A 13117-nucleotide genomic window follows, 5' to 3' on the forward strand; every position below is an offset into this window, starting at 1 on the left:
GCGAGGCCCCGGCATAAGCCTGTGCCGATCCCGACTCCGCCTGGTGGATGAAAAAAGCGCCATCCACCCTACACGACGGTCATGTCCGTGCCGGGCCTTCGCAGGGGGCGACTTCAGTCGCCAAGCGGCGCGCAGCGCCGCACTGTGGGAGCGAATTCATTCGCGATCGGACGCCCAGGCGAGCCCCCCAGAAGGCCCGGTTTTCGCGGCCCTTTCTCCCCTGAAACCGTTATGCATAAAAATATATAGCGCTGCGCAAACGGCTCGATTACTCTGTCGCTCGCCGGGCCTTCCCTCCCGGCGCAAGGCCGGTCAGCCAACGCCGGTCGCATTCCCCGAGCTCAAGCGTTTGCCGGTCGTACCGACCCTGTAGAAGTCACGGCAATCGCTATATACAAAAATACATAGCGAGCATCCATGAACGACAAGATCCTCTCCCGCTGCCTGGCACTGGGGCTTCTCACACCGGGCATCTTCGCCCCACCGCTGCTGGCCGCCGGCCAGACCGAAAGCCAGGTATTCAGCCTCGGCGAGCTGCTGATCCGCGCGCCGTCCAACCGCAGCGACGGCTTCGGCGACCAGGTCTCCTCCTCGGTCAGCGCCCGCGACATGCAGCGCTTCGAGCGCCACAACGTCACCGAGGCGCTGGGCCTGCTCAGCGGCGTCAGCACCTCCACCAACGCACGCAACGAGGGGACCATCAGCCTGCGCGGCTTCGACTCGCGCCAGGCGCCGATCTTCATCGACGGCATCCCCGTGTACGTGCCCTATGACGGCTACGTCGACCTCGACCGCTTCACCACCGGCGACCTCGCGGCGATCCAGGTGGCCAAGGGCATGAGCTCGACCCTGTACGGCCCCAACACCCTGGGCGGCGCCATCAACCTGGTGACGCGCAAGCCGGTGAGCGAGTTCGAGGGCGATGTCAGCCTCGGCGCCGGCAGCAGCGGCCTGCTGCGCCGTGGCGTCAACCTGGGCAGCAACCAGGGCAGCTGGTACGTGCAGGCCTCCGCCTCCCAGGACGAAGCCGACTACTACCGCCTCTCCGACGACTTCGAGCCGACCCTCCGCGAGAACGGCAACAAGCGCGAGAACTCCGACTTCAAGGACCGCAAGCAGTCGCTGAAGATCGGACTCACCCCCAACGAGACCGACGAGTACGCCTTCGGCTACGTGCGCCAGGACGGCCAGAAAGGCCAGCCGCCGAGCACCGACCCGGCCGCCACCCAGCGCTACTGGCGCTGGCCGTACTGGGACAAGGAGAGCTACTACTTCATCGGCAACCACGCCCTGACCGACTACGAGACCCTGCGCGTGCGCGCCTTCGCCGACCACTACGCCAACGGCCTGGACGGCTACACCAACGCCACCTACACGCGCCTGGCCACCAGCGGCAACAACCCGCAGTCACTCTCCAGCACCGGCAGCAGCAACTACGACGACCACAGCCGCAGCGGCTCCATCCAGCTGCAGAGCGACCGCCTCGACGGCCACCAGATCAAGGTGCAGTACTCCCTCAAGCAGGACCGCCACGAGGAAGACGACGGCGTACGCACCACCAAGCGCCTGGAAGACCGCCTCACCTCCATCGCCCTGGAGGACACCATCCGCCTCGCCGACCGCTGGCACCTGTCCCTCGGCGCCAGCCGCGACAGCCTCAAGCCGCTGGACGCCGACGTCTACGCCAAGCCCGACGAGCAGCACGCCAACAACTGGCAGGGCGCGCTCTACTTCGACCCGACGCCGGACCACCGCCTCTACGCCAGCATCGCCCGCAAGAGCCGCCTGCCCACGCTCAAGGACCGCTACTCCCTGCGCTTCGGCACCTTCATCGAAAACCCCGGCCTCGCCCCCGAGCACGCCACCCACTACGAGCTGGGCTACCAGGGCCAGCCCTGGGCCGGCGGCCAGCTGGAAGCGGCGCTGTTCCGCAGCGAGATCGAGGACCTGATCCAGCGCGTGCGCAACGTGCAGCCCGGCCGCGACCAGATGCAGAACATCAACAAGGCGCGCCATGAAGGCGTCGAGCTGAGCCTGCGCCAGGAACTGGGCGAACAGCTGGAAACCGGCTTCGCCTACACCTACCTGGAGCGGCGCAACCTCAGCTCCTCCACCCGCCTCACCGACACCCCGCGCAACAAGCTCAACCTCTGGGCCGACTTCGCGCCCATCGAGCGCCTGCACCTGATCGCCATGCTCGAACACGCCGACCAGCGCTGGTCCTCGGACACCGCCAAGGTCTCCAGCTTCACCCGCGTCGACCTCAAGGCCAGCCTGGCGCTGACCCGTGAGCTGAGCGTCGAGGCCGGGGTGAGCAACCTGGGCGACGAGGACTACGAGCTGTCCGACGGCTACGCCGAAGCCGGCCGCCAGTACTTCACCAACCTGCGCTACGAGTTCTGACCATGGACCTGAGACTTAACCTGCGCATCGCCCTGCTGGCCCTGTTGAGCCCGACGCTGCACGCCGCCGAATTCGTCCCCGACAACCCCAGCACCTACGTGACCGAAACCCTGGAAATGACCGGCGAGGTGCAGAACCCGCTGCGCTTCACGGTCGACGACCTCAAGCGCCTGCCCTCCTACGACTACCAGGCCGTGGCTGCCGCCTGCGGTGGCGATGTGGCCAACGCCGAGTACAAGGACTACCGCGGCGTGCTGCTGCGCGAACTGGTGCAGAAGGCCGCGCTGGCCGGCGACGACCCCAAGGGCTGGAAGCGCGCCTACGTCATCGCCCATGCGAGCGACGCCTACATCGCGCTGTTCAGCTGGAACGAACTGCTCAACACCCAGGTCGGCGACGGCGTGCTGGTGGTCTACGCCCAGCACGGTGAGGCGCTGCCACCGGAATCCGGGCGCATTGCCCTGGTCTCCGGCTGCGATCGCCACGCCGGCCCGCGCCACGTGAAATGGCTGCAAAGCATCGAATTGAAAACCGTACCGCAGTAATTCAACCCCAGGGCTCGGTGGAGGCCCGACCCCGCAGCAAGGCCTCCATCCCTTTCAGACCGTCGACTTCGACGGTCTTTTTTTGTCTGCAGGAAAGCAGCTTGAAGCTTGAAAGAATGGTGCCGCGGATCGGCGTAGGTTGGCGCCGAGCGTAGCGAGGCCCAACGCAACGCTGCAGGCCCGCGCACGCCAATCACCGCAATGATGGGCTTCGCTTCGCTCGCAGAACGCCGCCTGATCCATCCTACGAAAGCCCGTGCGCGTCACGTCGTGATGCGCTAGGCGAAGAAGACAAACGCCCCTTTCAGGAGGCCGAGCGCAATCGTCGTTTCAAGGGTTGAGCGACATGGATGTCGCGAGAGCCCCGATGGGCCAGGGATGGCCCTTCGAGGCGTGCCCCTTAAACGATGATGGAGCTCAAGAAGAGCGGTGGGCTGAAGCGGAGCGACGCCCGGCCCGCCCTACGGAGCGCAAGGCGGTATTCCGCCCATGAAAAAGGGCCGGCGCCTGGTAGCGGCCGGCCCTTGGGAATACCGAGGGAGGATTATTCCTCGATCGGCATCGGGGTTTCTTCGTCCGGGAAGGCCGGCTGTTCGCCGCCCATGGCGCCGCCCAGGCCACCGGCGCTGGCCATGACCAGGCCGGCGAATTCCTCGACCGTCATCTTCTTGCCGTTGAAGTCCACCTGGCCGTCGGCGTAGTGCAGGCGGGCGCGGATGTCGTTGCCTTCCAGGGCCACGAGCTGGGTGGACAGCAGCATGCCGCTGGCCATCTCGGTGGTCATGGAGGCCTGCTGGGCGATGGCTTCCTGGTCGTCCTGGCCCTGGAGCACGGCCTGCACGGTGACCAGGTCGCTGATCATCGGCTTGGACAGGCTCAGGTCGAGGTCGAGGCTGGTGATGGCTTCGCGGGCGATCTGGTCCGGCGGCAGGTCGAAGGACGCCGGCTTGGCCAGTTGCATGGCCAGGCTGAATCGGCTCTCGCCATTGGCGGTTTTCAGGCTCAGGCGCTCGAGGGCGAACTGCGGCTTGCCTTCCAGCAGCTTGATGAGGTCGGCCTTGGCCTGCTCCTGCTGGGCTTCGGTCAGGTCCTCGAGGGTCGACTCGCCGGCCTGGCCAACCTGGCCGACCTGCTGGTACAGCGCGCCGTAGAAGTCAGCCAGGGACTTCAGCGCCACCGAGTCGAGGCTCTTCATGGTCCAGACCATCTGCGCGCTGCCGATGGGCTTGTCGGCGTAGCTGATGCTGCCGGCGTCCAGGGTCAGGCTGCCTTCGATGTTGCTGCCGTTTTCGCGGGTGTCCTGGCGCTGGGCCAGGTCGGCGAGCACCACGGCCGGGTTTTCGCCGATGGCGACTTTGGCGGTCTTCAGGCTGAAGTCGCTCTTGCCCACGTACAGGCCGCTGGCGGCGCGGCTCTGGTCGCTGGCCAGGGACAGGCCCTGGAACAGCACGTGCACCGGCTCGCCCTGCTCGGAAACGGCGTCGACCTTGAGGCTGTCCATGGTGCCGATGGCGGCGACGCGGTTGCCGCCGGCATCGCTGCGCACTTCCAGGTTCAGGCCGGAGAAGCTCAGGTGGGACTCGTCCTCCATCTGCATGTCCAGGGGCAGCAGGGTCAGGCTGCCGCTCATGGAGCGGTCGTAGCCGATGCTGACGTCTCCGACCAGGGGCGCGGCGCCCTTGCTGGCGGCGAACCACTTCTCGACGCTGGGGCTGGATTCCAGGGCGTAGTTGCTGGCAGCCATCACCGGCGCCAGCTTGAAGGCCTTGAGGCGCGACAGCGGGAAGGGGCCGTGCTCGATCTTGTCGACGAACAGCAGCTCCGCGCCCTCGCCTTCCCCACCGACGTGCAGGCGGTAATGCGCGGTGCTGGTGAACACGCCCTGCTCGAGGGAGACCAGTTCCAGGGTGGCGGAGGTGCCGAAGGCCGGCGCGGACTGCTTCAGTTGCGCGTTGGCTTCCTTGATGGAGGTGTCCAGCACAGCGGGCAGCTGGGTGCCGGTGTACCAGGCACCGGCGCCGGAAACGGCGGCGATGGCGACGACTGCGCCCAGGGCTATCTTTGCGGTTTTGCTCATGGTTCGACTCGCGGAATATCCGTGTGAATTGTTGCTTCCCTGCATCCGCAAGCGGAGCCGATGCAAAGCGGCGCGGAAAATGCGGCGAAAAGGCTATCACCGTGCCACTGCGCTTCCAAGCCAGCAGAGCCCCCAGATTGCGGTTCTGCTGGCCAGTCGTGGTTTAGCTCGGGTCCGGCTCCCGGGGCTTGCCGGTCGCCTCGGGCAGGGGCCGGCCGATCCAGTCGGAAATCAGGCTGTAGGCCACCGCCAGCAGGGTCGGGCCGAGGAACAGCCCCATGAAGCCGAAGGCGAGGATGCCGCCGAACACGCCGAGCAGCACCACCACCAGCGGCAGGTTGCCGCCCCGGCTGATGAGGTAGGGCTTCAGCACGTTGTCCACGCCGCTGATGATGAAGAAGCCCCAGATCGCCAGGAACACGCCGTAGCCGTACTCGCCATGCCAGAACAGCCAGGCGGTGGCGGGCACCCACACCAGCGGCGGGCCCATGGGGATCAGGCTCAGGGCGAAAGTGACCAGGCCCAGCACCAGCGCCCCCGGCACACCGGCGATCCAGAAGCCGATCAGCGCCAGCAGGCCCTGGGCGGCGGCGGTGCCGATCACGCCGTTGACCACCCGCTGCACGGTGCCGGCCACCAGCTCCAGGTAGTGCGGTGCACGGTCGCCGATCAGGCGTTCCAGGGCGCGCTCGGCGAACAGCGCCATGCGCGGGCCGTCGCGGTAGAAGAAGAACACCAGCACCAGGCTCAGGGCCAGCTCCAGCATGCCGCCACCGAGCTGGGCGCTGCGCGCCAGGATCCAGTTGCCGGCCTGGCCCATGTAGGGCTTGAGGCTGGTGAAGAAGGCCGCGCCCTGGGCGTCCACACGCTGCCACAAGGCCACAAGGCGCTCGCCCACCAGGGGCATCTCGGCCAGCCACTCCGGCGGCTGCGGCAAGCCCTCCACCTGAACGTTCTTCACCAGTTCGTTGGCATCGCGGATGTGGTCGGCGAGGTTGAAGCCCACCCACACCAGGGGCACCGCCACCAGCAGCATCCAGCCGGCGGTGAGCACGGCGGCGGCCAGGGACACGCGCCCGTCCAGCCCGCGGGTGAGCAGGCGCATCAGCGGCCAGCTGGCGAAGGCCAGCACGGCGGCCCAGAACAGCGCCGACCAGAACGGCGCCAGCACCCAGATACAGGCCCCCAGCAAGGCGAGCAGGAGTATCTGCACCAACAGGCGATCGTTATTCAGCATGAACAAAATACTCCGTGGAAAAACGCAAACGTGGCGCCATCGGGCGCCACGTCAAGCAAGCATGGACGCTGTGCCTCAGCGCAGCCACTCCAGGTGCAGGCCGTCGTTGGCCGCATCCCCCAGTTCCAGGCGCGCGGCGCGCACGCCCTGCTCCACCAGGGCCTGGCGCCAGGCTTCGGCGCCCTCGCCGGAGAGGCTGGCGCGCAGGGTGCTGTCGAGGTTGAGGCTGCGCGCCAGCAGCGTCGCCCAGGCGGGGGTCGGCGCTGCCGGCAGGCCGGTCAGGTGCAGCTCGCCGCTGGTCTTCAGCTCGCGCATCAGGGTCGCGGGTGTGGGCAGGATTTCGCCCAGCGGCGCGGCTGCGTCCAGTTGCTCGGCATGCAGGTAGGCGCGGCGGTTGCCCCGGGTGATGGCGTAGAGCGCCAGCAGGCTGTCCTGCTGCGGCTCGGCCAGGCGCACCAGCAGGTAGGCCTGCTGTTCGTCCGGGCCATAGAGGCGCGCGTTGCCGAACACCGAGTTGGCCCACAGGCTGCTGGAGCCGCAATCACGGCCCTGGCACCAGTAGAGCGGCACCGCGCCCTTGTCGAGCAGCGCGGTGCGCGCGCCGTCGAAGGCCTCGCCCGAGCTGTGGCCGCTGGGCAACAGATAGGTGACCGAGGTCTGCCGGCCCTGGGCGTCGATCTTCTGCTCGAAGCGCAGCTGGTTGCTGATGCGCCGGATCGAGCCCTGGGGGTAGATGCGTTCCTGATCGGCGGCTTCCTTGAAGTCGACGATCTCGGCATGGGGGAAGCGCGGCAAGGCGCTGAGGTCGTGGCTGTCGGGCAGGTCGGCGGCGTGGACGGCAGCCACCTGCAGGGACGCGGCCAACAGCAGGCCGGTAACGATGAGAGAGCGCATGCGCATCCTTAGCGAATCAACATGGACTGGCCGGTCTTGACCACCGTGTCGGCGGACTCCTGGCGCTTGGGTACCTGCAAGCCGCGCTGCACCGCCGGGCGGGCTTCGATGGCTGCGAGCCAGCGTTGCAGGTGGGTGAGCCCTTCCACCGACACACCGGCCCAATCATGCAGGCGCACCCAGGGGAAGGTGGCGATATCGGCGATGCCGTAGTCGCCCGCCAGGTACTCCACCAGCGCCAGGCGCGAGTCGAGTACCTCGTAGAGGCGGCGGGTCTCGTGCTGGTAGCGGTCGATGGCCGGTTGCAGGGTTTCCGGGAAGTAGCGGTAGAAGACGTTGGCCTGGCCCTGCATCGGCCCGACCCCGCCCATCTGGAACATCAGCCATTGCATGGCCACGGAGCGGCCCTTGGCATCGGTGGGCAGCAGTTGGCCGGTCTTTTCGGCCAGGTAGACGAGGATGGCGCCGGATTCGAACACCGCGAAGTCGCCGTTATCGCGGTCGACGATGGCCGGGATGCGGCCGTTGGGGTTGATCTCGAGGAAGGATGGCGCCTTCTGTTCCTTGCGCTCGAACGAGAGGCCATGGGCCCTGTAGGGCAGGCCCAGCTCTTCGAGGGCGATGGAGACCTTGTGCCCGTTGGGCGTGGCAGCGGTGTAGAGGTCGATCATCCGGGCTCTCCTTGGGAAGGCGCCCAGCCTTCCCGGTTGCCCCGATCAAGTCAAGGCGAGGCGAAGAAGCTATTGAAACAGTCTGCTACGGCCTGGGCACCGCTTTCATCGTTCAGGTGCAGGTGGTGGCCACCGGGTTTGTGATGCACCTCGAAGCCTAGACCCTGGAGCAGCTCGGCGATACGCGGCTCGGCACGGATCTGCCCCTCCTCCGCCAGTACCAGGGACGTGGGGCAGCGCACCGCGCGGACGAACTCGGTGGCGTGGGCAAAGGTCAGGCGCATCAGCGAAGGCAGGGTCAGGCGCATGTCTGTGCGCCAGGTGTAGCCGCCCGGCACCGGCATCAGGCCGCGCCCGGCGAGCAGTTCGGCGGCCTCGCGGCTGACCGCCACCACGCCCTTCATGCGTGCTTCCACGCCGCGCTCGACATCGGCGTACACCGGCTTGCGCTTATCGCGCAGCGCCAGCCGCGCCTTGAGCGCATCGCCCAGGCGCTTGGGCGCGCCGTCGGCTTCGCCGGTATAGGGGATCAACCCGTCGATCAGCGCCAGGCGCTCGATGCGCTCGGGCAGGGAGCCGGCCACCAGCACCGAGACGATGGCGCCCAGGGAGTGGCCCATCAGCGAAAAACGCTCCCAGCCCAGTTGCTCGGCCACCAGCAGCACGTCCTCGGCGTATTCCCACAGCTGGTAGCTGGAGCCCGGCGGGTAGTGCCCGGAATGGCCGTGGCCGGCGAAATCCAGGGCGACGATGCGCAGCCCCTGGAGCTTCGGCGCCAGGCGCGCGTAGGTCATGGCGTTGTCCAGCCAGCCGTGCAGGGCCAGCACCGGCTGGCCGTCCTCGGGCCCGAAGATGTGTGCCGCCAGCTCGACGTGGGGCAGGTTCAGGCGGATTTCCTCGACGTGCGCGCTCATGCGGGCTCCCGGTCGGTGCGCTGGCCCTGCCAGCGGTTGAAGAGGTTCTTCAGCAGTTCGGCGGTGTCCTGCGGGCGCTCCAGGGGGAACATGTGGCCGCCGGGCAGGGACAGGTACTCGCCCTTGGGCACGCATTTCACCAGGCGCGCATGGTGGGGCATGACCACGCGGCTGTGGCGCCCGCGCACCACCGCCAGGGGCACCGCGAGCTGCTGCGGGCGGCCCGGGCTGTTGTGGGGCACGCTGCGGTAGATGCTGATCTCGGTGGCGGGGTCGAACTTCAACCGCAGGCCGCTGCCGGTTTCGGTGAAGCCGTGGCGCACGTAGGCGTCCAGGCAATCCGGGTCGAAGCGGCGGAACAGCGACTTGCCGGAGAAGTACAGGCGCGCCTCGTCGAGGTCGGCGAACTCCTCACGCCGGCCCAGGGTGCGCCCGGCCGGGGTGATGCGGTCGATGAAGCCGAAGCGCTTGGCCGCACGAATGACGATGCGGTCGGCCAGGGTCAGCACCGGCGAGTCGAGCATGGCCACGCCGCGGTACAGGTCCGGGCGGCGCAGGGCCGCGTGGTAATGCAGCACGCCGCCGAGGGAATGGCCGACGCCGAACACCGGCTCGCCCTGGGCTTCGAGATGGGCTTCGAGGTGGTGGATGAGCTCGTCCACCAGGTTTTCCCAGTTGTCGTTGACCGGGAAACGCGGGTCATGGCCGTGCTGCTCCAGGTGCTGGATGCGGAAGTCCGGGCCCAGCGCCGCGAACAGCTTGGCGTAAGTGGCCGACGGGAAGCCGTTGGCATGGGCGAAGAAAATCGTCTGGGACATGGCAGTGCCGGCTGTTTGGGGACTGCCGGGGATTTTCCGGCAGCCCGGCGATGCCGGCAATGACCGTAACTGCCAGTGATGATGGCGCTATTGCCACCGCCGGGGTGCGTCAGTGCCCGGCGCGCAGGCGAGCGGGCGGCAGGCCGTAGGTGCGGCGGAACAGCCGGGAGAAGTGTGCCTGGTCGTAGAAGCCCAGCTGCAGCGCCACCTGGCTCAGGGGCTGGGTGCCGCGCAGCACCAGCGGCAGGGCCCGTTCCAGGCGCAACTGGGTCAGCCACTGCTGGGGCGGCAGGCCGCAGTGATGGCGGAAACGCCGCAGCGCCTGCCAGGGGCTGAGGCCGCAGAAACTCGCCAGTTCTTCCAGGGACGGCGGTGACTCCAGGCGTGACTCCAGCCACTCGCGCAGGCGTTGCCAGGTCAGTGCATCGAACCCTCGCTCCGGCTCACGCACCCGCAGTGTCGAGCCCTGCCCCAGCAGGCAGGCCAGGGCCGGCCACAGGGCGCTTTCCAGGGCCAGGGCCGAGCCCCCGAAGAACCCCTCATGCACCGCCTGCAGGTGCCGCTGCAACACCGGCTCGCGCAAGGTGCTGCTGGTCAGGCGCGGCGCACCTTGGCGGCCATCGCTGAGGCTGCGGCTGGCGGCGTCCAGCCAGTCCGGCTCGATGGCCAGGATGCGGATGCGGTAGCCCTCTCCGCCCAGGCTGGCGCCGTCGTGGATCTGCTCCGGCGCCATCAGCAGGGTATCGCCACGCCCGGCCAGACAGCGCTCGCCACCACTGACGAAACGCTGCTGCCCGCTCAGCAGCAGGCCCACGTGGTATTCCAGGTGGAAATGCCGGGGAAAGGCGAAGTCGTGGTACTCGGCGTCGATCAGGCGGACGCCGGGCAACAGGCTGGGAAGGTGGCTGGTGTGCTCCATGGCGCCACTCTACCGTGCGGAACGGGTGCTCGGCTTGGATGAAATTGCAGCCGGCCCCCACTCACCCCTTCGGCGGCTGCTCGCCCAGGGGGACGATGGCCATGGTCAGGCGCGAGATGCAGCTGGGCTTGCCGTCGTCGCCGCTGAGGCGGATGTCCCAGACGTGGGTGGTGCGGCCCAGGTGCACCGGGCGGGCGACGGCGGTGACGCGGCCGCTGCGCAGGCCACGCAGGTGGTTGGCGTTGACCTCCAGGCCCACGCAGTAGAAGCGGCTGGTGTCGATGCAGAGGAAGCTGGCGGTGGAGCCGAGGCTCTCGGCCAGCACCACCGAGGCGCCGCCGTGGAGCAGGCCATAGGGCTGATGGGTGCGGCTGTCGACCACCATGCTGGCGGTGATGGATTCGTCGTCGAAGGCTTCGAAGCGGATGTCCAGCAAGCCACCGATGGTGCCCTGCTGGGAGGCATTGAGTTTTTCGAGATCAGGGGTCTGGCGCCACAGGCTCATGTCGGCTCCTTGGAAGATTGCCGCCGGGGCGGCCAGGGCACCCGGCGGTCAGGGGTCACTCGTGCCAGAGCACCGCCTGGCGGCGCTCGATCCATTCGGGGAAGCGCGAGCCGTAGGTGCCTTCCACCACGCTGCGCTTGATCTTCAGGGTAGGCGTGAGGAAGCCGTTGTCGACCGCCCAGACCTCCTTCACCAGCACCAGGCCGAGCAGCCGTTCGTGCTTGTCGAGCGCCTCGTTCACCTGCTCGAGCAATTCGCGCAGGCTGCCCTCCAGTTCGGCGCGGGTGCCGTTGGCGGCTTCGTGGCGACCCACGTCGGAAAGCACGCACAGCGCCATCGGTTGCGGCAGGCCATCGCCCACCACGCACACCTGCTCGATGCGGGTGTGCACCGCCAGGCGGTTCTCGATGGGCGCCGGGGCCACGTACTTGCCCTTGCTGGTCTTGAAGATTTCCTTGATGCGGCCGGTGAGGCGCAGGTTGCCGGCGGCGTCCTGTTCGCCCTTGTCGCCGGTACGCAGGAAGCCGTCGGGGGTGATGGTCTCGGCGGTCTTCTCCGCATCCTTGTAATAGCCCTGCATGGTGGCGCCGCTGCGCACCTGCACTTCGCCATCGTCATGGATGCGCACTTCGACGCCGGGGCTGTTGCGGCCGATCCAGCCGGTCATCTGCTCACCGGGGCGGCACACGTGGGAATAGCCGCAGTTCTCGGTCATGCCGTAGACCTCGAGCACGTCCAGGCCCAGGCGCTTGTACCAGTGCAGCAGCGCCTCGGGCACCGGCGCGGCACCGCACAGGGCCACGCGCACGGCATCCAGGCCAAGCCCGGCGAGCACCTTGCGGCCAACGATGCGGCCGATGATCGGCAGCTTGAGCAGGCGTTCGAGCTTCTGCGCCGGCATCTTCGCGTAGACGCCCATCTGGAACTTGGTCCAGATGCGCGGCACGCCGAAGATGGCCGTGGGCCGCGCACGCTTGAGGTCTTCGAGGAAGGTATCCAGGCTCTCGGCGAAGAACACCGTCTGCCCGGCATACAAGGAAGCCATCTCGACGAACATGCGCTCGGCCACGTGGCACAGCGGCAGGTAGGACAGCAGGCGGTCTTCTTCGCTGGTCTTGAACAGTTGCACGCCATGGCCGGCGGCGAAGGCGAAGTTGCCGAAGGTCTGCATCACGCCCTTGGGCGTACCGGTGGTGCCGGAGGTGTAGATGATGGTGGCCAGCTGATCGGCGCTGGTCTTGGGGTTGTCGCGGATCGGCGACTCCGCCTGCAGCTCGCTCCAGTGGTAGCTGAACTCGCCTTCGGGGTGGATCGGCAGGGCGATGGTGGCCACGCCTTCGGGAATGCCACCGGCCATGGCGGGCCAGTCGTCCAGCTTGCCGATGAAGGCCAGCGCCGTTTCCGAGTGGGCCAGCACCTGGTTCACCGACTCGGCGGTGAGGTTCGGGTAGAGGGGAACGGAGATGTGCCCGGCCATCCAGATCGCCAGGTCCGCGACTATCCAGTGGGCGCAATTCTTGGAAATGATGGCGATGCGGCTGCCGGGCGGCAGGTCGCGCCCTCTCAGCCAGCTGGCGGCGCGTCGCGCCTGGTCGCCGACATCACCCCAGGTCAGCTCCTCGACCCTGCCGCCGGACAGCGGTTGGACCAGGTAGCGTTTGTTGGGATGACGTGCTTCTCGCTCGAAAAACATCTCAAGCGGCAAACGGACTGCATCAGCCACAGGGCCTCCTCCTTTTTTGTTTTTCTGGGGACAACCAAGCACTTGCTTGGGCGAATATTCCACGCAGTACGGAGCGGCGCAAGTTAAGAAATGTATCGGGCTCGGACACAGCTTCCGAGAGGCTCTGGGGCGGGGGTTTCAGCGGGAAATATGGGAAAAGGCGGCGGCGCTGAGCGCCGCTTGGCGATTGAAAAGGCTATTTCCGCGTTAGCTGTTGCGGCTTCAAAGCAAGCTCTCAAGCACGGTGCGTTCCGCACGCCCAAGGGTTTCTGCCACCTCCACTGCATGGGTTTCGCTTCGCTCTACGCCATCCTACGAAAGCTGCCGCTACGCGCACGCTGGGCTGGTGCGTACATAAATGTGAGGATTCGAGCGAAGAAAGCTGGAGCAGCCGCCAACGCCCCTCCAGGA

Annotated in this window: 11 protein-coding genes; 2 read left to right on the plus strand and 9 right to left on the minus strand. The window is 67.4% G+C overall.

Features of this window, described 5'->3' with window-relative positions; all coding sequences use genetic code 11:
• Positions 1-417: 417 nt before the first annotated feature.
• On the plus strand, positions 418-2403 hold the full coding sequence (locus OEJ36_RS23245) for a TonB-dependent receptor plug domain-containing protein (RefSeq protein ID WP_263403545.1): 1986 nt from the start codon (positions 418-420) through the stop codon (positions 2401-2403).
• A gap of 2 nt (positions 2404-2405) precedes the next feature.
• On the plus strand, positions 2406-2948 hold the full coding sequence (locus tag OEJ36_RS23250; RefSeq protein WP_263403546.1) for a molybdopterin-dependent oxidoreductase: 543 nt from the start codon (positions 2406-2408) through the stop codon (positions 2946-2948).
• Positions 2949-3492: 544 nt separating this feature from the next.
• Here OEJ36_RS23250 and OEJ36_RS23255 read toward each other — a convergent pair.
• From OEJ36_RS23255 to OEJ36_RS23295, 9 genes are all read right to left on the minus strand, one after another.
• Positions 3493-5025: a YdgA family protein gene (locus tag OEJ36_RS23255; RefSeq protein WP_263403547.1), complete on the minus strand. Its 1533-nt coding sequence runs from the start codon at positions 5023-5025 to the stop codon at positions 3493-3495.
• A 163-nt stretch (positions 5026-5188) separates the two neighbouring features.
• Positions 5189-6262 carry an AI-2E family transporter gene (locus OEJ36_RS23260; protein WP_263403548.1) on the minus strand — a complete coding sequence of 358 codons (1074 nt, stop codon included), beginning with the start codon at positions 6260-6262 and terminating at the stop codon, positions 5189-5191.
• A gap of 75 nt (positions 6263-6337) precedes the next feature.
• Positions 6338-7162 carry a DUF4892 domain-containing protein gene (locus OEJ36_RS23265; RefSeq protein ID WP_411861045.1) on the minus strand — a complete coding sequence of 275 codons (825 nt, stop codon included), beginning with the start codon at positions 7160-7162 and terminating at the stop codon, positions 6338-6340.
• Between the two features lie 2 nt (positions 7163-7164).
• Entirely contained in the window at positions 7165-7827 is a 663-nt protein-coding gene (locus OEJ36_RS23270) for a glutathione S-transferase family protein (RefSeq protein ID WP_043246303.1), read from the minus strand.
• Positions 7828-7877: 50 nt separating this feature from the next.
• On the minus strand, positions 7878-8741 hold the full coding sequence (locus tag OEJ36_RS23275) for an alpha/beta fold hydrolase (protein ID WP_263403550.1): 864 nt from the start codon (positions 8739-8741) through the stop codon (positions 7878-7880).
• Complete coding sequence (locus OEJ36_RS23280) at positions 8738-9559, minus strand: alpha/beta fold hydrolase (protein WP_263403551.1); 822 nt, start codon at positions 9557-9559, stop codon at positions 8738-8740. Before OEJ36_RS23280 ends, OEJ36_RS23275 begins: the two co-directional genes overlap by 4 nt.
• Before the next feature lie 109 nt (positions 9560-9668).
• A complete protein-coding gene (locus OEJ36_RS23285; protein WP_263403552.1) occupies positions 9669-10478 on the minus strand; it encodes an AraC family transcriptional regulator in 810 nt (269 codons plus the stop codon).
• 61 nt (positions 10479-10539) lie between these two features.
• Entirely contained in the window at positions 10540-10983 is a 444-nt protein-coding gene (locus tag OEJ36_RS23290) for a hotdog fold thioesterase (protein WP_021220684.1), read from the minus strand.
• Between the two features lie 55 nt (positions 10984-11038).
• Positions 11039-12706, minus strand: coding sequence for an AMP-binding protein (locus OEJ36_RS23295; protein ID WP_263403553.1), 1668 nt, complete (start codon positions 12704-12706; stop codon positions 11039-11041).
• Between the last annotated feature and the right edge of the window lie 411 nt (positions 12707-13117).

The sequence above is a fragment of the Pseudomonas sp. PDM13 genome, from assembly GCF_025685765.1.
In the GTDB taxonomy this organism is placed as follows: Bacteria; Pseudomonadota; Gammaproteobacteria; order Pseudomonadales; family Pseudomonadaceae; genus Metapseudomonas; species Metapseudomonas solani.